The organism is Serratia sp. 25CWL12, from assembly GCF_055790885.1.
In genome coordinates this window covers 3,787,215-3,811,415 of the sequence record NZ_CM147698.1, presented here as the reverse complement: position 1 = coordinate 3,811,415, position 24,201 = coordinate 3,787,215, and the positions used below count along the sequence as shown (strand labels likewise).

21 protein-coding genes and 2 pseudogenes are annotated in these 24,201 nt (G+C 49.7%); 20 read left to right on the top strand and 3 right to left on the bottom strand.

The window, feature by feature from the left end:
- Positions 1–9: 9 nt before the first annotated feature.
- The 8 genes and pseudogenes from ACX9GV_RS16530 to ACX9GV_RS16495 form a co-directional block, all read left to right on the top strand.
- Positions 10–495 (top strand): annotated as a pseudogene (locus ACX9GV_RS16530) (molybdopterin-dependent oxidoreductase); the annotation flags it as partial.
- Between the two features lie 115 nt (positions 496–610).
- Complete coding sequence (locus ACX9GV_RS16525) at positions 611–1,894, top strand: IS4 family transposase (protein ID WP_473195461.1); 1,284 nt, start codon at positions 611–613, stop codon at positions 1,892–1,894.
- Positions 1,895–1,915: 21 nt separating this feature from the next.
- Positions 1,916–3,877: pseudogene (locus tag ACX9GV_RS16520) on the top strand (DMSO/selenate family reductase complex A subunit); the annotation flags it as partial.
- Positions 3,878–3,888: 11 nt separating this feature from the next.
- Positions 3,889–4,506, top strand: a complete 618-nt coding sequence (locus ACX9GV_RS16515; protein ID WP_473196240.1) for a DMSO/selenate family reductase complex B subunit — start codon at positions 3,889–3,891, stop codon at positions 4,504–4,506.
- Between the two features lie 3 nt (positions 4,507–4,509).
- Positions 4,510–5,322 carry a dimethyl sulfoxide reductase anchor subunit family protein gene (locus tag ACX9GV_RS16510; RefSeq protein ID WP_473196239.1) on the top strand — a complete coding sequence of 271 codons (813 nt, stop codon included), beginning with the start codon at positions 4,510–4,512 and terminating at the stop codon, positions 5,320–5,322.
- A gap of 114 nt (positions 5,323–5,436) precedes the next feature.
- The gene (locus ACX9GV_RS16505; RefSeq protein WP_473196238.1) at positions 5,437–5,991 is read left to right on the top strand and encodes a molecular chaperone TorD family protein; all 555 of its coding nucleotides are present in this window, start codon (positions 5,437–5,439) and stop codon (positions 5,989–5,991) included.
- Positions 5,988–6,500: a 4Fe-4S binding protein gene (locus ACX9GV_RS16500; protein ID WP_473196237.1), complete on the top strand. Its 513-nt coding sequence runs from the start codon at positions 5,988–5,990 to the stop codon at positions 6,498–6,500. Before ACX9GV_RS16505 ends, ACX9GV_RS16500 begins: the two co-directional genes overlap by 4 nt.
- Positions 6,501–6,845: 345 nt before the next feature.
- Complete coding sequence (locus ACX9GV_RS16495) at positions 6,846–7,703, top strand: carboxylate/amino acid/amine transporter (RefSeq protein WP_473196236.1); 858 nt, start codon at positions 6,846–6,848, stop codon at positions 7,701–7,703.
- 9 nt (positions 7,704–7,712) lie between these two features.
- On the opposite strand, the gene metR is transcribed toward ACX9GV_RS16495, so the two are convergent.
- Positions 7,713–8,645, bottom strand: a complete 933-nt coding sequence (metR, locus tag ACX9GV_RS16490; RefSeq protein WP_473196235.1) for an HTH-type transcriptional regulator MetR — start codon at positions 8,643–8,645, stop codon at positions 7,713–7,715.
- Positions 8,646–8,749: 104 nt separating this feature from the next.
- Here metR and metE point away from each other — a divergent pair, with 104 nt between their 5' ends.
- Both metE and ACX9GV_RS16480 read left to right on the top strand, forming a co-directional pair.
- Entirely contained in the window at positions 8,750–11,026 is a 2,277-nt protein-coding gene (gene metE, locus ACX9GV_RS16485; RefSeq protein WP_023490483.1) for a 5-methyltetrahydropteroyltriglutamate--homocysteine S-methyltransferase, read from the top strand.
- Between the two features lie 212 nt (positions 11,027–11,238).
- Positions 11,239–11,697, top strand: a complete 459-nt coding sequence (locus tag ACX9GV_RS16480) for a DUF6097 family protein (protein WP_473196234.1) — start codon at positions 11,239–11,241, stop codon at positions 11,695–11,697.
- 197 nt (positions 11,698–11,894) lie between these two features.
- Here ACX9GV_RS16480 and ACX9GV_RS16475 read toward each other — a convergent pair whose 3' ends face one another.
- The gene (locus ACX9GV_RS16475) at positions 11,895–12,731 is read right to left on the bottom strand and encodes a dienelactone hydrolase family protein (protein WP_473196233.1); all 837 of its coding nucleotides are present in this window, start codon (positions 12,729–12,731) and stop codon (positions 11,895–11,897) included.
- Between the two features lie 342 nt (positions 12,732–13,073).
- On the opposite strand from ACX9GV_RS16475, the gene udp reads away from it, so the two are divergent.
- From udp to ACX9GV_RS16460, 3 genes are all read left to right on the top strand, one after another.
- Positions 13,074–13,835, top strand: a complete 762-nt coding sequence (udp, locus tag ACX9GV_RS16470) for a uridine phosphorylase (RefSeq protein WP_023491164.1) — start codon at positions 13,074–13,076, stop codon at positions 13,833–13,835.
- A gap of 266 nt (positions 13,836–14,101) precedes the next feature.
- Positions 14,102–14,884, top strand: a complete 783-nt coding sequence (locus ACX9GV_RS16465; protein ID WP_473196232.1) for a tyrosine-protein phosphatase — start codon at positions 14,102–14,104, stop codon at positions 14,882–14,884.
- Between the two features lie 59 nt (positions 14,885–14,943).
- A complete protein-coding gene (locus ACX9GV_RS16460; protein WP_473196231.1) occupies positions 14,944–15,474 on the top strand; it encodes a DedA family protein in 531 nt (176 codons plus the stop codon).
- 194 nt (positions 15,475–15,668) lie between these two features.
- On the opposite strand, the gene ACX9GV_RS16455 is transcribed toward ACX9GV_RS16460, so the two are convergent.
- Positions 15,669–16,430: a DeoR family transcriptional regulator gene (locus tag ACX9GV_RS16455; RefSeq protein WP_473196230.1), complete on the bottom strand. Its 762-nt coding sequence runs from the start codon at positions 16,428–16,430 to the stop codon at positions 15,669–15,671.
- A gap of 254 nt (positions 16,431–16,684) precedes the next feature.
- Between ACX9GV_RS16455 and ltnD the strand changes: the two genes are divergently transcribed.
- The 7 genes from ltnD to ACX9GV_RS16420 all read left to right on the top strand — a co-directional run bounded on the left by ltnD (position 16,685) and on the right by ACX9GV_RS16420 (position 23,845).
- Entirely contained in the window at positions 16,685–17,593 is a 909-nt protein-coding gene (gene ltnD / locus ACX9GV_RS16450) for an L-threonate dehydrogenase (RefSeq protein ID WP_473196229.1), read from the top strand.
- Positions 17,590–18,840, top strand: a complete 1,251-nt coding sequence (gene otnK, locus ACX9GV_RS16445) for a 3-oxo-tetronate kinase (protein WP_473196228.1) — start codon at positions 17,590–17,592, stop codon at positions 18,838–18,840. Before ltnD ends, otnK begins: the two co-directional genes overlap by 4 nt.
- Entirely contained in the window at positions 18,833–19,465 is a 633-nt protein-coding gene (gene otnC / locus ACX9GV_RS16440; RefSeq protein ID WP_023491157.1) for a 3-oxo-tetronate 4-phosphate decarboxylase, read from the top strand. The genes otnK and otnC overlap by 8 nt, the downstream gene beginning before the upstream one ends.
- Entirely contained in the window at positions 19,462–20,235 is a 774-nt protein-coding gene (gene otnI / locus ACX9GV_RS16435; RefSeq protein ID WP_473196227.1) for a 2-oxo-tetronate isomerase, read from the top strand. The genes otnC and otnI overlap by 4 nt, the downstream gene beginning before the upstream one ends.
- Positions 20,236–20,270: 35 nt before the next feature.
- On the top strand, positions 20,271–21,215 hold the full coding sequence (denD, locus tag ACX9GV_RS16430; protein WP_023491154.1) for a D-erythronate dehydrogenase: 945 nt from the start codon (positions 20,271–20,273) through the stop codon (positions 21,213–21,215).
- Positions 21,212–22,714, top strand: a complete 1,503-nt coding sequence (locus ACX9GV_RS16425) for a GntP family permease (protein ID WP_473196226.1) — start codon at positions 21,212–21,214, stop codon at positions 22,712–22,714. Before denD ends, ACX9GV_RS16425 begins: the two co-directional genes overlap by 4 nt.
- A gap of 99 nt (positions 22,715–22,813) precedes the next feature.
- On the top strand, positions 22,814–23,845 hold the full coding sequence (locus ACX9GV_RS16420; RefSeq protein WP_473196225.1) for an IS630 family transposase: 1,032 nt from the start codon (positions 22,814–22,816) through the stop codon (positions 23,843–23,845).
- The last annotated feature ends 356 nt before the right edge of the window (positions 23,846–24,201 follow it).

The following is a 24,201-nucleotide window of genomic DNA, read 5'->3' as shown; positions in this document are numbered from 1 at the left end:
GGAGGGGTTATGTCCGCATTAAAACTCAAAAAATTATTTACTCGCCGTGAATTTATTCAAAGCGGAGCTGCACTTTCGGGAGCAGCGATAGCGACTAGCTCCCTTAGCCTACCCTTTAATGCACTTGCAACAACAGATAAAGCATCTTCTCTCAACGAAGAGCGGGTCTATTATAGTGCTTGCTTAGTAAACTGTGGGAGTCGTTGCCCATTTAAAGTTCATGTGCGTAATGGTGTAGCGATAAAAATTTCTCCTGAAGAGGGTGTTAACGAGGCTATTTTTGGTCAACATCAAATTCGTCCCTGTTTGCGTGGTCGTTCGGCTCGTTTTCGCACTTACAATCCCGATCGCTTAAAGTATCCAATGAAACGGATTGGTAAACGTGGCGAAGGAAGATTCAAACGTATTAGTTGGGATGAAGCAACGACAATTGTTGCCAATGAACTACAGCGGGTGATTAGTCTTTATGGTAATGAAGCTATCTATTATCAATACATAGGTAGGATCTTAGCGTAATACATTGATAAAAATCAGAAAAAACTTGAAGTTGCGCCGTGACTATGATCAGATATTTTCACCACAAAAAGGTCCACTCAAGGCCACGACACCTATGAAGATTACCACGCTGAGCGATACGCTAAAAGCCCTGTTTAACCCTTTTTATCTACTTGAATTAGCTCGTAGTTTTAAATTTATTCAACGATTACGTAATGTACAACCTGTCCATATGGTTTTTGCCATTGTCCGAACACTCAGCGATCAGCGTCATGCCAATTTGGCTGACATCCATAGGACATTGGGAAGTATCTCTAACTCACTGATTTATTATAAACCTTTTCACAATCAATTAAAAAAACCGCAGTTGACAAGGCTCATGCAAAAACTGGTTGAAGAGGCGATGACACAATGGCTAATCCAACCGTTTCAACAGGACCTACCAAAAAAATTTCCATTTAAATATATACATATACATGACGGCAGTTCGCTCACTCTACATCCTGACCTTCGGGATGTATTCCCGGGGCGATTTCCAACCGCACCTGCCGCCATTGAGCTTCATATGACTCTTGATCTGATGAGTGGCACCGCAAACTACCTGGGGATTGATGCCGATAAAGAGAGTGAGCGGTTATACCAACCCTATGCCCATGAATTGAAAGAAACCTTGGTGATGATGGACGCAGGCTACTTTAGCCTCAACTATTGCTATAACATTAACCAATCAGGGGGTTACTACATTTTCCGAGCGAAAAAAAATCTCAAACCAGATTCCTGTATTGTTCGGGATTGTTTTGGTAAACCCGTGATGGAGCTGAAAAAGGGTGAGTTCAATCAGTTAACCGTAGAGCCGGGTGAATATCGAGATTTAAGCCTCGAGTGGAGTAATCGTCCTGGAAGCTATCGGCTGATCGCCTTTTGGGATAGACGGAACCAACGTACCGGTTACCTGATCACCAATTTATCTCGGGGTGACTTTTCTGCATGGGACATTTGTCATCTTTACTCAATGAGATGGCAGATAGAATTATTTTTCAAAGAGTTAAAATCATTTTGTGGTCTGAAAACGTTCATTACACGAGATAAAAACATTGTGCAAACCCTGGTCTGGGGCAGTATGTTGGCCGTTCTACTAAAGAGGAGTGTGGCTTTCACTACTGGACTGATTGCAGGTGTCTGTATTTCAACTCAAAAGGTGGCCCGATGCAGCTTACTCTGGATGCAGAACCTTCTTGAAGCCTTACTCAACCCAGTGGTTCTAGAGGATTTTCTGTGTACTACAGTGGCATTTTTGGCAGAACATGCGCGACGAGCAAATCTCAAACGGGATAAAGAAACATCATTATTTTCAATGGGCTTAGATATTTACTCGGGTGCTGTAGTGGGTGATTTATGACCTTAAGTACCTACGTATGATTATCAATATGGTAGCGGTACTACTGGCGCCAATTTACAAGGTAGAACTACGTGTAAACGTCTGCTTAATTTGGCAGGTGGTTTTTTGGATATGCATAATACCTATTCAGAAGCACAACTGAACCGTATTCAGCCTTTTGTGTTTGGTCAAGCTGGCAATATTTATGGCACAGAGCAACAAACGTTATTTGCAGAGATCAAAAACTCCGATCTCGTGGTGATGTTTGGGCAAAATTTAGCAGAAACGCGGATGTCCGGTGGTGGACAGATTGCTGAAATTTATCACGCGCTTAATCAAAGTGGTGCGCGAGTTATCATTATTGATCCTCGGCGCACAGATAGTGTTACTGGGTTTAATGCCGAGTGGTTGCCTATCCGCCCGGGAACGGATGCCGCACTTATCGCCGCATTGGGGCATACCTTGATCAAGGAGAAATTGATTGATGAGGATATGCTTAATAAATATACCGTTGGTTGGAGTGAAGAGACGCTACCCGCGAGTGCACTGCCTCACTCGTCTTATAAATCTTATATTTTAGGTTTAGGTGAAGATGGCATTGAAAAAACACCAGAGTGGGCAGAGGTTCTAACGCAAATTCCGGCAGCCAGAATCCGTCAACTTGCCCGTGAAATTGCAGCAGCAAAGGCTGCATGGATTTCGCAAGGGTGGGGAGTTCAACGTACGCAAACGGGGGAACAGGCTTCACGAGCTATTTTGATGTTACCCATCATGACAGGCCATTTTGGGCGTCCAGGTACCAATATTGGCACATGGGGTGGAAGTGTCCCCTATACGTTAGCGGGAATGGGTAATAAAAACCCGGTAAAAGTCTCGATTCCCTGCTTTAGCTGGCTGGATGCTATCAGCCGTGGCACAGAGATGACAGATAAAAAAGATTACATCCTAGGACGTGAGCGCTTAATCACGAATGTGAAGTTTTTATGGAACTATGCATCTAATGTTACGGCGAACCAACACTCCGACCTGAACCAGGTTGATAAAGTGATTCGCGATGAGTCGCTGTGTGAATTTATCTTAGTGTGGGACAACCACATGACTACAACGGCCAAATACGCAGATTTACTCTTGCCAGATGTATCGACACTAGAATCAGAAGATCTTATTAATAACTCTTATCAATCAGGTTCTTATCACTACCTAGTCCGCTTGCAAAGAGCCATTGAACCCATGTGGGAAAATCGGCCAACGTACGATGTATTGACCGAAATCGCTGACAAAATGGGGCTTAAAGAGGCCTTTACTGAGGGGCGCAGTTATCAAGAATGGGTGGAGTATGCTTATAACCAAGTCCGTCAAAAAGAGCCTCATTTACCGCCTTTTTCCGAAACTGATGGTATGGGAGTCATTGATCGTCGTATTGCTGATAGTAGCGAACATATTGCACTAAAAGATTTTCGTAATAATCCGGAACAATATCCCTTAAAAACACCATCAGGAAAAATAGAGGTTTATTCAGAGCAGTTGGCTGATTTAGCGAAGCAATGGACGTTATTACCTGGTGATAAAATTTCAGCTATCCCCGAGTATTGGCCATCTATAGAAGGCATCGAAGATAAGACACTACTGAGTAAATATCCACTGCAATTAACGGGCTACCATACTAAAGGCCATTGTCACTCTACTTATGCATCGGTGGCCATCTTGCAAGAGGCGGCGCCTCATGAACTTTGGCTCAATCCTATTGATGCTAAAGAACGAGGTATTAACCACGGCGATTTTGTTGAGGTTTTTAACGATCGTGGCCGCTTAAGAATCAGGGCTAATGTATCAGCACGAATTATGCCAGGGGTTGTCACTTTGCCAGAAGGGACTTGGGCTCAGACGAATAGTGAGGGAGTGGATGTCGGTGGCTGTATTAACCGTTTAACATCAATGCGACCAACGGCACTAGCCAAAGGTAATCCACAACATACTAATTTAGTTGAAGTTAAACGCATCTAAGGGGAGTCTGAATGAAACAATATGGTTTTTTTGTCGACTCATCAAAATGCACTGGTTGTAAGACGTGCCAAGTTAGTTGTAAGGATGAGAAGGCTCTGGAAGTAGGTCCTAAGTTTCGTCGTATTTATGAATATAGTGGTGGAGAGTGGAAAAGAGTCGGTGCGGCTTGGCAGCAGGATGTCTTTAGTTATTATCTTTCTATTTCTTGTAATCACTGTAGTGACCCTACGTGCGTGAAAGGTTGCCCTACGGGAGCAATGCATAAGCGTCCAGAAGATGGCTTGGTTGTGATAGATCAAACGCTATGCGTCGGTTGTCGTTATTGTGAGATGCGTTGCCCCTATGGTGCACCTCAATTTGATGAACAAAAGAAGGTAATGTCAAAATGTGATGGTTGCTATGAGCGGGTTGCACAAGGACTGCAACCTGTCTGTGTTAATTCGTGCCCACAGCGAGCTCTTGATTTTGGCGAGATTGAAAAATTACGTGCTAAATATGGTAATACAAATGATATTGCACCATTACCAGACCCCAATCTCACTAAGCCAAATATTGTCATCAAAGCGCACGCAAATGCGCGCAAGAGTGGCGATCATCATGGTGCGGTTCAAAATCCTAGTGAGGTTTAAACGATGCATGAATTACCTTTAGTTTTTTTTACTGTGTTAGGACAGACCGCAGTTGGCATGATGCTGTTAGCTTTTTTGGCGGCACTAATGGGACAAATCACCCTTGAACAGCGTAATAAGAGTAATGTGGTTTCGTTGTTCTTGTTGATGATTGGAATGGGGATTGGCGGCTTACATATGGGGCAGCCACTACGGGCGGCTAATATGCTATTTGGTCTTTTTCGTTCTCCGATGAGTAATGAGATTGTATTAAGTGGCCTGTTTTTTGGTTTTACATTACTGACTATTGCCTTGGCGATACCTTGGCTACGATTACGATTGCAAAAGAGTTTTGGTTTGAATGTGAGTGATAAGTTACATCAAAGAATAAATGGGCTCGCGGTGTTATTTGGGTTAGCTTTTGCATGGTCAATTACGCAGGTTTATCAACTTGATACTGTGCCTGCATGGAATAGCTATTACACATCACTACATCTTTGGTTAACGGTATTAATTAGTGGTGGTATGTGCGCATTAGCTTTGGGTGTAAGAAAACTTGGTAGTCTATCCGTTATTACTGGTGGCGCTATTTCACTGGCTACTCGTGCTGGCTATATGACATTTTTGCATGAGCAGGTTCCGCATTTAATGGATGCTCAAACTCTATTTTGGTATGGCTATATTTTTGCAGTCATAGTAGCTTTATTGGCAGCTTTGTGGAGTATTGTGAAGCGACAAGTATCTACACCAATATATTTAAGTATTGCTGGTGTCGTATTATTAGGTGAGTTGGCATCACGGATCACTTTTTATAACCTTTGGTGGATTACTATGTAGTCTATTACTTCGTTACGTAGAGCATAAAAGATGATGTTTTTTTCAGCCTAAAGGGGACAGTTCAAAGTGTTACCCTTTAAGCTGATTTACTTTGAACGATATAAAGGAAATTTTATGTTAGCCATTGTTCCCCGTATTCTTGGCTGCTTATTTTATTACCCTCCCGATAGTGAAATCGCGCAATGTGCCTTACGTGACCTACCGCAATTAGCAAATTATTTCCCATGGCAACACCCGGAGGTGATCCAAAATATTTCCCAACATACTGCACAACCGCAGCCAGAGACATTTAGTTTATTATTTGAAGGGTTGGGGGATATGCAGGCACCGCCATGGGGTTCTGTTTACTTGGATCCTGAGCGTATTGTGATGGGCTGTAGTACCCTCAATTATCGTCACTTCCTAAGGCGTAACGGAATAGCGCCTCGACTGGCAGGTAATGAACCTGAGGATCACTTTGGTTTAATGTTGCTTGCACTGGCTTATCTGCTGGAACAAGAGCGAGAGGCCACAGCGTTAGAGCTTCTCAATGAGCATCTGTTTCCTTGGGCTGGTCTCTATTTACAACAATTAAAGTCTGCCACTTTGGCTGGCGAGTTCTACCATTCTCTCGCTACATTGGCACAACATTTTATTGCTGAAATGAGGTCTGAGGTCCTATCTTCATGAGCAAAAGGCTTCGTAATTTTAGTCGACGGGATTTTCTATCGACCCTGCTTGGTCGGGGTCGTCCCCCTGAACGTAAGGGAGAGTCATTTGTTATTGATAGCGTAGCTAGACCACCGGGAGCGTTAGCTGAAGATAAGTTTCGTGAGTTATGTGATGGTTGTGGTTTATGTGTTGTGTCATGCCCCAATTTTGTGATCCAACTCAATGGACGTTGGCCTGAGCTCTGTCTTGATTACAATCACTGTTTATTGTGTAACAAGTGCAGTAATGCGTGCCCAACAGGGGCACTACTACCCGCAGAAACCACGGGCCTATTGCCATTTTTTTCAGACCAGTGTCATAGCCGCTTATTGGGATATTGTGAGCTATGTGTTGAGAGTTGCCCGACTCACGCTATTAGCTGCGTTGCACGACAAAAACCGACAATTGATACGGCGCTATGTAACGGCTGTGGTGTTTGTCGGGCTAACTGCCCTGCTAATGCCATCATGTGGCAATGTAGAGATTAAGCATATACTGAGTAACTTGCAGATGCCTGCTTCAGTACCTGAAAGTTGTCATTAAGTCGGGACGATAAGAGGCTCCGTGATCATTTTCTCCAGTACAACTGTAGCTTGATTTATGGGGCTCGAATTATTTTGTAACTATGTGATGACATTGTCGCCGCTGTTGATTTGCTCATTTTAGCTATTTAGCTTCTTTCCAATGGTGCTTTAAACCTGTCGCTATGCAAACTGCAGGGCAGCCATGCAATAATTGCTTGCTATATACACAGATGTAAACTCACATTCTGGCACTTTATCTGTTGCCTTCCGTTACAATCGCTTTATTCCATCCTTTAGAGTGAATTTGTTGTGTTACTTCTGGTTATTACCACCATTTTATGGGCTTTCTCTTTTAGCCTGATCGGCGAATATCTGGCAGGCCAGGTTGATAGTTGGTTTTCAGTATTGATGCGTGTTGGCTTGGCAGCCGTGGTCTTTTTACCGTTTCTGCGTTGGCGCAATATCCCGCTAAAGGTGATCTTGCTGTATATGCTGGTGGGTGCTTTTCAGCTTGGCATTATGTACTTGATCAGCTTCCGGGCGTTTATCTACCTGACAGTGCCGGAGTTCCTGCTGTTTACGGTATTGACGCCACTGTATATCACGCTGATTTATGACCTGCTCAGCCGTCGTCGTCTCTGCTGGAGTTATCTGTTCAGTGCCTTGCTGGCAGTACTGGGTGCGGCCATTATTCGCTATCACCAACTGAGTGATCATTTCTGGTGGGGGTTGCTATTAGTGCAAGCGGCAAACATCAGCTTTGCCATAGGTCTGGTGGGTTACAAACGCCTGATGGAAGTGCATCCGTTACCGCAGTCTGTGGCGTTCTCCTGGTTTTATTTGGGAGCGGTGGCAGTGTCAGTGGTGGCCTGGTTCTTGTGGGGTAACCCCAATCAATTGCCAACCACCTCACTGCAATGGGGTATTTTGCTGTGGTTGGGGGTAGTGGCTTCTGGGGTTGGCTATTTTATGTGGAACTACGGGGCAACACAGGTAGATGCGGGCACCCTTGGCATTATGAACAATATGCATGTTCCGGCAGGTTTGTTAGTCAACTTATTGATCTGGGAACAACAACTGCATTGGGCCAGTTTTTTGGTCGGTGCTTCGATCCTGGTGGCTTCGCTCTGGGTACACCGCCGTTGGGTGGTGCCCAAAGTTAAATAATATCCGTGATTATTTCCGTTGCTGGTGGCTGGTAGCGGGATGGATGGCGTTGCGCACAAAGGGCAGATGCTCGCAGGCATGCTGCCCCGCTGAACGAATAAACGCTTCGGTTACTGCCTGGCGCTGCTCACCATCACGGGTAGCGGCATATAATCGGCTCCACAAACCCTCGCCGAGGGTTTTGGTCACCACCAGGCCTTGGCGTTCAAAACTTTCCACGACCCAGTGTGGAAGTGCGGCGATCCCCATACGCGCTGAAACCATCTGAATCAATAGCAGCGTGTTATCCACGTTCTTCAATGCTGGGCTAATGCCTGCCGGTTGCAGAAAATGCCGCCAGATATCCAGCCGTTGGCGCTGTACCGGATAGATCATCAGTGTTTCGTCACCGAGATCCTGTGGTTCGATATGGGGTTTATTGGCTAAGGGATGGTCGGGGGCCAAGATCAGGCGCACTTCAAAATCAAACAGCGGTGAATAATGCAGCCCGCTACGCGGCAGGATATCGGAAGTTAACACCACATCCAGTTCACCTTGTTGCAGCGCCGGTTGCGGATCAAAAGTGACGCCGGATTTGAAATCAATCATCACCTGCGGGAAACGGCTACTGAAGTTATCTAGCGCCGGGGTCAACCATTGAATACAACTATGGCATTCGATGGCAATGCGCAATGCGGCTTGATGGGGCTCATGGCAGGCCTGTAGCGCCTGCTGGATCTGCGGCAGCACCTGTTCTGCCAGTTGCAACAGGATCTCACCTTGTGGGGTAAAGCGCAGTGGCTGACTTTTACGAACAAACAGTTTGAAGCCCAGACGTTGTTCCAGATCGCTAAACTGATGCGACAGCGCCGATTGTGTCTGATGGAGTTGCGCAGCAGCCGCAGCCAGTGAGCCGGTGTTACGCAGGGCTTGTAACGTCCGTAAGTGTTTCAGTTCGATCATGAGAGTCCTTCACAATGACAGTGAGCAAATTGCGCTTGTGGTTAATACAGTACCCGCAGATTATGGATGTGTAAACATCTGGATGGCTAAATGAGGGTATGACAATGGCAATTCTGAATCACACACTGGGTTTTCCACGCGTTGGTTTGCGCCGTGAACTCAAAAAAGCGCAAGAAAGTTACTGGGCAGGGAATGCCACGCAGGAAGAGCTGCTGGCGACTGGCCGCGAACTGCGTGCTCGTCATTGGCAACAGCAAAAATTGGCGGGGGTGGATTTGCTACCGGTGGGGGACTTTGCCTGGTATGACCATGTGTTGACCACCAGCTTACTCTTGGGCAATGTGCCATCTCGTCACCAAAATAGCGATGGCTCCATCGATCTCGATACCCTGTTTCGTATTGCTCGTGGCCGTGCGCCCACCGGTCAACCCGCCGCTGCAGCAGAAATGACCAAATGGTTTAACACCAACTATCACTACATCGTGCCGGAGTTTACCCAAGGCCAGCAATTCAAACTGGGTTGGACTCAACTGTTGGATGAGGTGGATGAAGCCTTGGCTTTGGGGCATAAAATCAAACCTGTCTTGTTGGGCCCGCTGACCTATCTGTGGTTGGGCAAAGTGAAGGGGGAACCGTTTGATCGCCTGTCATTGCTGACGGATATTTTGCCGGTTTACCAGCAAGTACTGGCTGAGCTGGCTAAACGCGGCATTGAATGGGTGCAGATTGATGAACCGGCGCTGGTGTTGGCATTGCCGCAGGATTGGTTGGCTGCCTTTAAACCGGCCTATGACGCCTTGCAAGGGCCGGTCAAACTGCTATTGACCACTTACTTTGATAGCGTGAGTCATAACCTTGAAACCCTGCGTACTCTGCCGGTGCAAGGGTTGCATGTGGATCTGGTGGCAGGAAATGATGACCCCGTTAAGCTACATCATGAGTTGCCGAAAGAGTGGTTGCTTTCACTGGGGGTAATTAATGGTCGCAACGTTTGGCGGGCTGATTTGAGCCACTGGTTTGAACGCCTGCAACCGTTGCTCAACACGCGTCCGTTGTGGATAGGTACGTCTTGCTCACTGTTGCACAGCCCGATTGATTTAAGCGTAGAAAGCCGTTTGGATAGCGAGGTAAAGAGCTGGTTTGCTTTCGCCTTGCAAAAGTGTGCCGAGCTGGCATTGCTCAGTCATGCCTTGAATGCGCCAGGAGTAGGCCAGCAAGTGGAACTGGACGCTTACAGTGCGCCAATTCGCGCTCGCCGCCAATCAAGCCGGGTGCATAATGCTCAGGTTGAAAAGCGCTTGGCCGCCATTACCGGCAAAGATAGTGAGCGCCAGCACCCTTATGTGCAACGTGCTCAGGCTCAGCGTGATCGTTTTAACTTGCCTGCCTGGCCCACCACCACCATCGGCTCCTTCCCTCAGACCACTGAAATTCGCAGTCTGCGCCTGGATTTCAAACAAGGGCGCCTGGATAGCAAACATTACCGTACCAGCATCGGTGAACACATCAAACAAGCCATCGTTGAACAGGAACGTTTGGGGCTGGATGTGTTGGTGCATGGTGAGGCTGAACGTAACGATATGGTGGAATACTTCGGCGAACACCTTGATGGCTTTGTTTTTACCCAAAACGGTTGGGTACAAAGCTACGGTTCCCGCTGTGTGAAACCGCCGGTGATCATTGGTGATATCAGTCGTCCACAAGCCATTACGGTGGAGTGGGCCAAATTTGCCCAGTCGCTGACTGACAAACCGGTGAAAGGCATGTTGACCGGACCGGTGACCATTCTTTGCTGGTCATTCCCCCGTGAAGATGTGACGCGCGAAGTGATTGCCAAACAGATTGCCCTGGCATTGCGTGATGAGGTGGCGGATTTGGAAAAAGCCGGGATCGGTATTATTCAGATCGATGAGCCTGCATTACGTGAAGGTTTACCGCTGCGTCAATCTGATTGGGCGGCGTATCTGAAGTGGGCGGTGGATGCTTTTAAACTGAATGCTGCGGTGGCGCGAGATGACACCCAGATCCACACCCATATGTGTTATTGCGAGTTTAACGACATTATGGAAGCGATTGCTGCACTGGATGCGGACGTGATTACCATCGAAACCTCCCGTTCTGATATGGATTTGCTAGAGGTATTTAAAGAGTTTGATTATCCGAACGAGATCGGGCCAGGGGTATATGATATTCATTCACCTAATGTACCGAGCGTAGAGTGGATTGAAACCCTGTTACGTAAAGCGGCGCAGAATATTCCGGCAGAACGTTTGTGGGTTAATCCTGATTGCGGCTTAAAAACCCGTGCTTGGCCAGAAACGCGTCAGTCATTGGCTAATATGGTCCAGGCCGCTCGACGTTTGCGTGAGCAGCAGATTTAATCGGGCAAGTAGCAAGATAATCGCTGTTTTTGGGTAGACCTCAGTGTCTGTCTTTATTTACCCCAGTCATAGAGCCGACTCTGTGACTGGGGCTTTTGTGTGAGTCGGCTCATCTGAGCCTTGCATTTTCGGAATCAGCGCTATATGAACTTGATTGACGACGGGGATATAATCTGTATAGAGTAAATAAAATAATATACACGGAGTGGTTTATGGGTAATATAAATATATTAATGGAGTCAACATCTAATGGTCAGTTATTGAAAGAAATACATTATATTCTTGAAGACAATAGGCTGCCAATAGCATCAAAAGATGAATTAGATAGCCAAGTGATAGAGTTGGAAAAATATTTACACGGGAGTGAATATTCAGCCATTAATGCAAAAAAGAACAAGGTGAACATATGGACTGGCGTGCTTGCCTTACCAATTCTTATTGCCAGTATTTTACTTTATTTGACTAAGTACACCAATTTTTTTGGTGTCGACCTGCTATCAGTAATAGAACCAAGTTTGACATTTTCTAATTTTATGACGTATCTTCCGGTAATCATAATTTATGCTTTGGTTTTTTTCGGGCTTATTCTTTATTTTTATTTTTTAAATAAAAAAGAAAAAAACATGATGATGGCTGTGATAGATCAATTCGTCAATAAAATCAATAAGTGAGAGCAAATTATATAGAACCATTCGAATGGTATGACGCATTTATGCATAACATAATTCGAGTGGCTTGTAGACAGTATGGTCAGTGCCTTGGCCATACTGTCTGCAGTGGGAAAATTTGAGTGCGACTGGCAAGGGGCGTTCGGTTCATTGACCTTGGTCTAACCATAAAAATACAGGGGCAAGTTTGCCCCTGTGGGTTATTTGACGCCGACGACCCCATGCTGGGTAAACCATTTCAGCATACGTTGCCAGCCGTCGGTTGCCGCGGCGGCGTCATAGCTCAGGCGGTAATCTGCCAGGAAGGCATGACCGGCCTCCGGGTACACCACGATTTCAGCATCGGCATTGGCGGCGCGGATCGCCTGCCGCATAGTTTCCACGGTATCTTGTGGAATACTGCTGTCTTGACCACCGTACAGACCAAGCACCGGTGCAGAAAGGTGGGTAGCGATATCAACCGGGTGTTTCGGCGAAAGTGCGGTTTTTCCCCCCACCAACTTGCCATACCAGGCCACGGCAGCTTTTAACTGAGGATTGTGAGCCGCATACAACCAGGTAATCCGCCCTCCCCAGCAGAAACCGGTGATTGCCTGTTTACTGGCATCACCACCATGACGGATTGCCCAGTTGAAGGTGTTATCCAGGTCCGCCAGAACTTGGCTGTCCGGAACTTGACTCACCAGTTGCTCTATTAGCTCACTGATTTCACTGTACTGTCGGGCATCCCCTTGGCGGAAATAGAGTTCTGGCGCAATCGCCAGATAACCCTGTTTTGCCAGGCGGCGACACAGGTCCTGAATATGTTCATGTACTCCAAAGATCTCCTGTACCACTAAAATGACCGGTAATGGACCCGAGTGGTTGGCCGGTTTAGCGATATAGGCAGGGAGGAGGTCCTCTTGTGAGGGAATGGTGGTCTCTCCAACATGAATTTGGTGATCATCGCTCAGGATGGTTGAGGTTGCTAAAGGCGCTACCGCAGGGGTGAATCCCCCTTTGGCTGGTTGTAGTGTTATTTCAGGTTCAGCTTTCATTGCAGGCTCCATGCGGTATCGAGAGGAAAACGCAACGGGGATTAATCAACTTGGCTATAACTTTGGTGTTAACTTTGGCTATAACTATAGGCCAAGTTACCACTTATATGGGTATGGGGGGGTATTTTGTGTTGTTGATGGGTTAACAAGATGAGCCAAAAAATAAACCAACTGAATCATCACAATGGGTAGACTTAGCATTTGGTGTGATTAATTTCACAGTAATAATGTAGATTGGTTTTTGTTTCTTTTTTAATGGTGATTATGATCACTCAATTTTCAAAGGATTTTCAGTAAAGTGAGCTTTTCCTCCTCCTATGCCCACTTTATAAGGAGCTACCCATGTCACAATCTGATGTTTTCCATCTTGGCCTGACAAAAAATGATTTACAAGGAGCGACGCTGGCCATTGTTCCTGGTGACCCGCAGCGCGTGGAGAAAATTGCCAAGCTGATGGACAAGGCAGTGCATCTGGCTTCCCATCGTGAATTTACCTCCTGGCGTGCCGAGCTGGAGGGTAAGGCGGTGATTGTGTGTTCCACCGGTATTGGTGGTCCCTCTACCTCTATTGCGGTTGAAGAGTTGGCGCAATTGGGTATTCGCACTTTCTTGCGTATCGGGACTACGGGAGCGATTCAAACCAATATCAATGTTGGCGATGTGTTGGTCACCACGGCAGCGGTTCGCCTTGATGGTGCCAGCCTGCACTTTGCCCCGATGGAGTTCCCGGCAGTGGCGGATTTTGACTGTACCACAGCGCTAGTTGACGCCGCCAAGGCCTGCGGTGCAACCACCCATATCGGCATTACGGCCTCTTCGGATACCTTCTACCCAGGTCAGGAGCGTTACGATACCTACTCGGGGCGTGTGGTGAGTCATTTCAAAGGTTCTATGGCAGAGTGGCAATCGATGGGGGTGATGAACTACGAAATGGAATCCGCCACTCTACTGACCATGTGTGCCAGCCAGGGATTGCGCGCAGGGATGGTGGCCGGTGTGATTGTCAACCGTACCCAGCAGGAGATCCCGGATGCGCAAACCATGCAAAAAACTGAAAGTCAGGCGGTGAAAATCGTGGTGGAAGCCGCTCGCCGTTTGCTGTAATACGACACCCAAGTTGATTCAAGTTGCAGGATAAAAAGGCGAAGTGTTTTTGTTCTGTAGCTTGAATGGCGATGGAGTGTCATTGAGGTTCACCTTGGTGGGGCTGGTTTTCTTTGGGCCACTAACACGCCAGTCCGTTCACCATTCAACGCTAATCTGTTACGGTAACCCTTATTGTTATCATACTGTCGGTCCGTTTTTCCGATGATTGACGCCTTGTTGGCTGTGATGGCCGTTATCCCCCAACAATAAGTGAGAGGCCGTTTATGCCCACTAAGACTTTATTGCATCCTTCGCTGGTACCGCTTGATGGTGGTATCAATTTTCGCGATTTAGGTGGTAACAGTATGGCCGATGGCCGCCGTATCAAAAGTGGGCTGCTGTTCCGTTCGGGTTCCTTGGATCGCTTGAGTGAAAGTGACTGTGAGTTCCTGACCCAGGTGCCGGTATGTGCGGTGCTGGATTACCGTGACGCGGATGAAGTGCAGGCTAAACCCGATAGACTATGGCAATGTGTTGATTACCAAAATATTCCAGCCAATCCCCTCAGCCATGAAGTGAATGCCAATCTGGATAAACTGACCAGCGAGCTGCTTGCCGAGTTTGATGCCCGGGCGTTTATGCTAGAACTTTATCGCCGTTTACCGTTCAACAATGCGGCCTATCATCAACTGGCACAATGGCTGGTACAACCTGAAAGGGGGGCTATTGTGCAGCACTGTGCAGTGGGTAAGGACCGTACCGGCGTGGGGGCCGCGCTGGTATTACTGGCGTTAGGGGCGGATGAAGCCACCGTGATGGAAGATTATCTGTTGACGGAAACCACCTTGGCGGTGGTGCGTGAACAGATGCTGGCTCAACTCGCGACTCGTTTGAATGCCCCTGCCCTGGCGCAGTTTGCTTATGTACTCAGTGCGAAAGAAGAGTTTCTGGCGGCAGCTCTGGGGTGTATTCGTGAGCAATATGGCTCAACGGACCACTGGTTGCAGGCAGAATATGGCTTGGGGCCAAGCCAGCGGGAAAGTGTGCAGGCGTTCTATCTGGAATAACGTGCGGTTTAGGTTAAACGATGGGAAATGAAACAGTTACTTTCTAAAGGAGGATACTCTTGAACCTCTATGACATTATTGACTGGGTGAGTGAAGTGGTGCGCCAGCACCAAGGCTGGGCGGTGCCGATTGTCTTTGTTTTGGCATTTGGTGAGTCGCTGGCTTTCCTCTCTTTATTGTTACCTGCCACTGTCATTTTATTGGCTTTAGGGGCGCTGATTGGCGAAAGTGGTATCGCCTTCTGGCCAATCTGGGCTGCTGCTGTTGCCGGGGCTTTTTTTGGTGATTGGCTTTCCTACTGGGTGGGCTATCACTATCAGGATCGGGTGGCTCAGATGTGGCCATTGTCGCGTAATCCGCAATTATTGGTGCGAGGGCATGCGTTTTTTGAACGTTGGGGCGTATTGGGCATCTTTTTTGGCCGTTTCTTCGGTCCGTTGCGCTCGGTGGTGCCACTGGTGGGTGGGATCTGTGCCATGCCACAAACCTTGTTTCAGATTGCCAATATCACTTCGGCGTTAATTTGGGCATTTGGTATCCTGGCTCCGGGCGCATTTGGCATAAAGTGGCTCAGCCAGTGGATGGGGTAAGATACGTTACCCTGACCATGCTACTGATGCTGTGTCACTGAACTACCCCACTGTTGTTTTGCCCTGCAATTTCATTGAACTTGGGTAACGATAACCTTGTCACGCAGGCTCACGAGCGTCGCTAACCGCCTACGGCCTGATTGATGACAAGTAGAGAAAGCCTAAGAACTCCCCATTATCCTCTAGTTAAGCGTTCAGGGTACCAGTGTGAGCTTAACGCCGTGCTGGGCTAGCATGTCACGGGCACTTTCAGGTAGCTGCCCATCGGTGATTACCTGATCGATCACCTCCCAGCCAACAACCTTGAAGGTCCCCACTTTGCCATATTTCGAGGAGTCGCAGATAAGAATGCGTGTGGCGGCTGCCTCTACCACGGCACGTTTGACCGGCACCTTCTGCTCACTGGGGGTGGAGATTCCCATAACATCCCAAGAGGAAGAGGACAGAAATGCGATATCGAGATGCAGGTTGCTCAAGAAATGGGCTGTCGCCTCGCCGACGCAGGACTGGTTCTCCCGAATGACTTGGCCACCTGTATGGTAAAGACGCCCGCGAAAGTGATCGATGAGATAAGCACAGACCATGAAGTCATTGGTCACTATCATCAGATCTTCCCGCGGTGCCAGTTCACGGGCCAGTTCGAGAGAGGTGGTGCCGGCGTCAAGATAGATGGTACGGCCTTCGGCAACTTGGGCGGCGGCGCTACGTGCAATGGCTAGCTTGGCCTCTTGCATCAAGCCGCGTTTATCCGCATGGGTGGGTTCGCTCTTGATGCGCTGGGAGAGACTAACGCCTCCCGAGACGGAGAGAACTCGCCCTTTTTCTTCCAGTTTCTGGATATCGCGTCTGATGGTCATGTGGGAGACCTCCAGCCGCTCAGTCAACTCCACGATGCTGATAGCACCGCGTTCGGCCAGCAGGTGCAGGATCTGTTGTTGTCTTTCTACGGGGATCATGGGCAATCCGTAACGATAAAACGATATCTCATATTATCCCATCAGGACGGGAAATTTTGATAAAAAACCGTATTTCTGTTTGTGATTCACGTAAATTCACAGTCTTAGGCTATTCAAGCCATCATTTCTCTATCAAAACCGCAATTATCACAAAATTTAACATGCAAGCAGTTAAAAATTGTGATCGCCGCTTGATATTTCGCTACAGTAAAACCTTACTATCGACACATTCGTTGTAATTGAGGAATAGACAGATGAGTAGACCTTACCACGTAGCCATCATCGGCTTAGGGGCCATGGGTATGGGAGCCGCTCGCTCCTGCCTGCGGGCCGGGCTTGCCACTTATGGTGTTGATCTTTCGGCGAAAGCCCGTGAACAGTTGCAAAGTGCCGGTGCGACAGCGGTCGTGGATGATGCCCGCCCCTTGGCGGAGACGCTGGATGCAGTCCTGCTGCTGGTGGTCAACGCCGCTCAGGTACGCCAGATCCTATTTGGTGACAATGGCCTGGCTGCTCACCTCAAACCAGGAACCGGCGTCATGGTCTCTTCCACCATTGCAGCCGACGACGCAGCCGCTTTGGCCCGTGAACTAACCGCCTTAGGTCTGCTGATGCTGGATGCTCCCGTTTCTGGTGGTGCAGTTAAGGCCGAGTCCGGTGAAATGACGGTTATGGCGGCTGGCTGCGATGAAGCTTTCGAACGCTTGCAGCCGGTGCTTGATGCCGTGGCTGGTAAGGTCTATCGAGTCGGCAGTGAGCCGGGACAAGGGAGCACGGTGAAGATCATCCATCAATTGCTGGCTGGGGTGCACATTGCGGTGGCCGCTGAAGCCATGGCCCTGGCAAGCCGAGCAGATATCTCTCTCGATTTGATGTATGACGTGGTGACTCACGCTGCTGGCAACTCTTGGATGTTCGAAAACCGTATGGCACGAGTACTGACAGGTGACTATCAGGCCCGCTCTGCGGTTGACATTTTCGTCAAGGATCTCAATTTGGTGGCCGATACCGCACGGGATCTGCATTTTCCGCTGCCGCTGGCGAGTACGGCACTTAATATGTTCCTCGCCGCCAGCAACGCCGGTTACGGCAAAGAAGACGATAGCGCGGTCATCAAGATTTTTGATGGTATTACCTTGCCAAACAGCGAGGGCACCGCATGAAACTGGGCGTAATTGCAGATGATTTCACCGGAGCCACTGACATCGCCGGTTTTCTGGTAGAAAACGGCTTGGCGACGATTCAGTTTTCTGGCATCCCAGCAGAAGCCGATCTGACAGGCGTTGATGCGGTGGTGATCAGCCTCAAGAGTCGTTCCTGTCCAGCCCACGAGGCGGTACGCGACTCCCTGGCTGCCCTCGAGTGGCTCAAGGCGCGGGGTTGCCCACGCATCTATCAGAAATATTGTTCCACCTTCGACAGCACGGCGGCTGGCAACATCGGCCCAGTCACTGATGCCTTATTGGATGCACTGGACAGTCAGTTTACTCTGATCTGCCCAGCACTGCCGGTTAACGGCCGTACTGTTTATCAGGGCAACCTGTTTGTCGGCAGCCAGCCATTGTCCGAGTCCGGCATGCGCCATCACCCCATCACCCCCATGACTGACAGCAACCTGCTGAGATTGATGGAGGCTCAAACTCAAGGGCGAGCTGGTCTGGTTCCCTTTACTACCATCGCTCAGGGGCCTCAGGCCATTGAACAGGCTTTTGAGCAGTTGGCTGCTGAAGGGGTGCGCTACGCGGTGGTTGATACTCTCACCGAACAGCACCTGCTGGATATTGCCGCCGCCGCCATCGACATGCCATTGGTGACCGGCGGTTCTGGGCTGGCTATTGGCTTGGCGCGGTTGTTGAGTAGCGGCAACCAGGCCGCAGCGCGTCAGGCGGGTCGTCCGCTTGGTAAACGGGCTGTAGTACTGTCCGGTTCTTGCTCCGAAATGACTAACCGCCAGGTCGCTTGTTATCGGGCAACGGCACCGTCATTGGCCCTTGATGTATCGGCCTGCCTGAATCGCTCCGATTACCCCGCTGAGTTGGCTCGTTGGGTATTGAGCCAGTCAGCGACTCCGGCACCGATGATCCATGCCACCACTAGCCCGTCCGAACTTGCTGCCATTCAGGCTCGTTATGGACGAGAGGCGGCGAGTGAGGCGGTAGAACACTGTTTTGCCCAAGTGGCCGTGCTGCTGCGAGATGCCGGTGTGGATCGCTTTATCATCGCTGGCGGCGAAACATCGAGCCGGATCACTCAGGCGCTTGGCATCGCCGCTTTCCATATTGGCCCCCAGATAGCCCCCGGTGTTCCATGGGTGAGGGCGACTGATGCCCCTCTGTCACTGGCCCTTAAATCAGGCAATTTTGGTGATGAGACGTTCTTCAGCCGAGCACAGGAGTTTTTTCATGACTGAACAGGCCTTGCGCGACACGATGGTGATGCTAGGCGCATCCCTCTTTGAGCGTGGTTATGCGACTGGCGGTGCGGGTAACCTCTCGGCCAAATTACCCGATGGCACCTTGCTCGCCACGCCGACTGGATCTTGCCTAGGTCGACTCGATCCGGCACGCCTCTCGACAGTGAGCATGAGTGGCGAGCACTTGGGCGGCGATCGTCCCTCCAAAGAGGTGTCCTTCCACCTGGCCATCTATCATAACAACCCCGCTTGCCAAGCAGTGGTTCATCTCCATAGCACCTATCTGACCGCCATCTCCTGCCTGGAGGGATTGGACCCAGCTAACGTGATCCGCCCCTTCACGCCTTATTACGTGATGCGGGTCGGCCAGTTGCCACTCATCCCCTACTACAAACCGGGAGATGCCCGTATCGCCGAGGAGCTAGGGCGCCGTGCTGCTGATGGCAACGCCTTCTTGCTGGCGAACCACGGCCCGGTGGTAACCGGCAAAAATTTGATTGATGCAGTTAACAACATGGAGGAGTTGGAGGAGACGGCCCGCCTCTCTCTACTGCTGCAAGGCCAGCAGATCCGTTATTTGAGTGAGCCTGAGATCAATGAATTGAGGAAGCTGAAACCATGAGCAAGTTTGCCGCCAATCTGACCATGTTATTTACCGAACTGCCTTTTCTGGAGCGTTTTGCAGCCGCCCGCCAAGCTGGCTTCGACGCAGTTGAGTTTCTGTTTCCCTATCAGTGGCCTGCCGCCGAATTAGCCCAGCAGTTGCAGCAGTACGGCCTTAGCCAAGCGCTGTTCAATATGCCTCCGGGTGACTGGGCGGCAGGGGAGCGCGGTATGGCCGCCATCCCAGGGCGGGAAGCGGAATTTCGTGCCCACTTGCCGACCGTGCGCGACTACGCCCGTGCCTTAGGTTGTACCAAGGTGCATGCCATGAGTGGCATCGTCGATACAGCCTACAACCTGGCAGCTCACCGGCAGACCTTGATCGACAACATCCGTTTTGCGGCCGATTTTCTGGCGGAAGACGGCATCAAAGTGTTGCTTGAGCCACTCAACGATAGGGACGTACCTGGCTATTTTCTGTCCCACCAACTTGATGCCTTAGCGCTGGTGCAGGAGATAGACCGGCCCAACGTGGCCGTGCAGCTTGATCTCTATCACGCGCAGATCATGGACGGTGACTTGACTCGCCTCATTGGCAAGTTGGGGCCGGCTATTGGCCATGTTCAGATAGCCTCAGTGCCTGATCGTCATGAACCGGACGAGGGGGAGATAGCCTATCCGCACTTGTTCAAGGTACTGGCGCAGGTGGGCTACCACGACTGGATCGGCTGTGAATATAACCCCAGAGGCAATACCCAAGAAGGTCTGTCCTGGCTGAGACAGCAATAACCACCCTACACACGCACGATTCCGAGGATAGCAAGATGCAGATCATCATTACTGGCGGAGGCGGTTTTCTGGGACAGAAACTCGCCCATGCCCTATTGCACAGTTCTCTCCCTTTCAGCGAATTGCTGTTGGTAGACATCCAGGCACCGCAGGCTCTAGCCGATCCTCGTGTGCGTTGCTTACAGGCGGACCTCACCGCGCCGGGGGTAGCGGATTCGCTGATCAGCGAACGCACCAGCATTGTTTATCACCTAGCGGCTATCGTTAGCAGCCACGCTGAACAGGATTTTGACCTTGGCTGGCGGGTCAATCTGGACACTACCCGCAGCCTGCTTGAAGCATGTCGTCATGCACGAACGGGTATTCGCTTTGTCTTTACCAGTTCCCTTGCTGTTTACGGTGGACCGTTGCCTGAAGTGGTTAACGACAGCACGGCGCTCACGCCCACTTCCTCCTATGGCACGCAAAAGGCGATGGGAGAGCTTTTGGTCAACGATTACAGCCGCAAGGGATTTGTCGATGGGCTGGTGCTGCGTTTACCCACCATCTGCGTGCGGCCGGGCAAACCAAACCGGGCTGCCTCGTCGTTTGTCAGTAGCATTATCCGCGAGCCCTTACAGGGGGAGCAAGCGATCTGCCCAGTGAGCCAGGAGCTGCGTCTCTGGCTTTCAAGCCCCGCCACCGTGGTGCACAACTTCCTGTTGGCGGCCACACTGCCCAAAGGAGATGGTCGTAGTATCAACCTGCCGGGTATCAGCGTCACTGTCGGTGACATGCTGACTGCGTTGACTCAGGCCGGAGGGCAGGCAGCCGGTGATCGGGTCAGCTTTTCTCCAGACCCAGCCATTGAACGCATCGTTGCTAGTTGGCCTGGGCGCATAGATAACCACCGAGCACTCGAGGCCGGTTTCATCGCAGACAAGACGTTTGCTGGGATCATCGACAGTTTCATGACCCACGACATGCAGGAGGCATCATGAGCTCTATTCCAACGCCTATCATCGGACTGATCATTGCGGTCTTTGTCTTGGTATTCTTGGTAGTTCGCACCCGAGTCCATGCGCTGATCGCTATGTTGATCGCGGCTTGCATCGCCGGCCTTACCGGGGGCATGAGTGTCGACAAGACGCTCTCTGTCATCACTGCGGGCTTTGGTTCTACCCTAGGCAGTATTGGTCTGGTTATTGGCCTCGGGGTGATGATGGGGCGTCTGCTGGAGGTATCGGGTGCTGCCGAGCAGATCGCCTACAGCTTCATCAAGTGGCTTGGTAAACGACGCGAGGAGTGGGCTCTGGCCATTACTGGCTACATTGTCAGCATCCCCATCTTCGTGGATTCCGCTTTCGTCATCCTTTATCCGGTGGCCAAAGCGTTGGCAAAAAGCGGTAAACGCTCCCTGCTCACCCTCGGGGTGGCGTTGGCGGGGGGGCTGGTGGTGACTCACCATACGGTACCACCTACCCCCGGGCCTCTTGGCGTCGCGGGTCTGTTTGACGTGAATATCGGTTCTATGTTGTTGATGGGCATGGCCTTGGCGGTGCCCTGTGTGCTCGGTATTGTTTTATATGCTCAGTGGCTCGACAAGAAGTATCCGGAATTTGGTCAGCAGATGCAAAAAGAGCCGGATGAGCTGCAAGCTACCTTTGATCAATATCTCAAGGAGAAAGAGAACAAGCCATTACCGAGCCTGAGCCTGTCACTGCTGCCGATCTTGCTGCCTATCGGGCTCATATTTCTTAATGCCATCTGTATCACGTTGGGCAAATTGGGGTGGATGGGTGATTTAGCGTCAAACCCGGTGGTTCAGGTTATCACCTTTATCGGCAACCCTATTATTGCGCTTGCCATCAGTGTGCTGCTGGCTATCTATACGCTAGTACCGCATATGGATCGCCACACCACTGCCGCGCGTCTGGAAGAGGGGCTGCAATCGGCCGGTATCATACTCCTGGTTACCGGTGCTGGTGGTGCCTTGGGTGCCGTACTGCGTGACAGTGGTGCGGGCAAGCAGTTGGCCGAGCAGATCGCCCTACTGCCCATCTCACCGATCCTTATTCCCTTCATCGTCTCGACCCTGGTACGCCTCATCCAGGGGTCGGGCACTGTGGCCATGGTGACCGCTGCCTCTATCTCGGCACCTATCTTGGCTCAGATCCCAGGGGTCAATATGCTGCTGGCTGCCCAGGCTGCCACCATGGGCTCGCTCTTCTTCGGCTACTTTAATGACAGCCTGTTCTGGGTAGTTAATCGCATGATGGGGATCTCTGACGTCAAGCAGCAGATGGTGGTTTGGTCCATCCCCACGACTATCGCTTGGGCTATTGGTGGCACTAGCGTGGCGCTGCTTAATCTGCTGTTCGGCTCAGGCGGTACCTGGCTTGACCCCGTCTTGCCGCTGTTGGTGTTGGCACTCATCATCTGGGGGGTACGCCGTCAGCAGCTTCCGACACCTACCGAGACCGCGCCTGACAATAACTAAATAGCTGTTCCAAATAGTAGATCACCAGGAGGGAACTCAGTCCGATTTAAGCGATCTGATCAATCGCTGAATATCCCAAACCACCAACCGGACTGAGTTATGCCGATCATAGCACCAATATCCGATGCAGAAAGATCTCTGATGCGAAAAATCATCCATAGAACAGACGACAAGAACCACGCTCGCAGACTGACCGCTATGTTGATGCTTCACCGTGGTGACACGGTTAGCGATGTTGCCAAGTCGCTTTGTTGCGCGCGTTCATCGTTGGGGCGCTGGGTTAATTGGTTTACGCTTTACGGTCTGGAAGGATTGAAATCATTACCTCCAGGGCGTGGACGACGCTGGCCGTTTGAGCATATTTGTTCGCTGTTACGTCAACTGATTAAGCATTCACCAAACGATTTTGGTTATCAGCGTTCTCGGTGGAGCACAGAGTTGTTAGCAATAAAAATCAATGAGATAACAGGCTGCAATTTGCACGCTTCGACGGTTCGTCGCTGGCTTCCCTCCGCGGGGTTGGTCTGGCGAAGAGCTGCACCAACACTGCGTATTCGAGACCCACATAAAGAAGAGAAAATGGCCGTTATCGCCAAGGCTCTTGCCCAGTGCAGCGCTGAGCATCCTGTATTTTACGAGGATGAAGTGGATATCCATCTCAACCCCAAAATAGGGGCTGACTGGCAACTTCGTGGTCAACAAAAACAGGTTGTTACGCCGGGACAAAACGAAAAATATTATCTGGCCGGTGCATTACACAGTGGCACGGGAAAAGTCAGCTATGTTGGTGGCAGCAGCAAAAAATCGGGACTATTTATCAGCTTGTTGGAACACCTTAAGAGCACGTATCGGCGGGCAAAAAGCATCACCCTGATCGTTGATAACTACATTATCCATAAAAGTCGTGAAACACTTCGGTGGCTGAAGAAGAACCCCAAATTTATTGTTATTTATCAACCCGTCTACTCGCCATGGGTGAACCACGTTGAAAGGCTGTGGCAAGCATTACATGACACGATAACCCGGAATCATAGCTGCCGTTCGATGTGGCAATTACTGAAAAAGATACGCCACTTTATGAAAACGGTAAGCCCATTCCCTGGTAGGAAGCACGGTCAGGCAAAAGTGTAGCAGTATTAGGATCAGCTATTTAGCGAGAGATTTAAGCAAGCAGAAATAACAAGCAGAAATAACAACCAGAAATAACGAGAAAAAGAGAGCAGGTCTAACAGGCCTGCTCTCTTTCTCAATGAGTGCTTTTTAATCAATTTGAGTTGTTTTGAGTAGAAGTCAGCTTTTATATTACAGGGGCACTTTAAGCTATTCGGTAATCATTGACGATAGAGTGCGGATTTGATCACGTTTTGGTATTTCCTTGCTGATTTCTATTTATTTATTTCTTTGGTGATGTTAGTTTTCTTATAAGTGGATTGTCACTGTTATTTTACATCTCATTATTTAAGTGTCAGCAGGTGACGGGTGCGAAT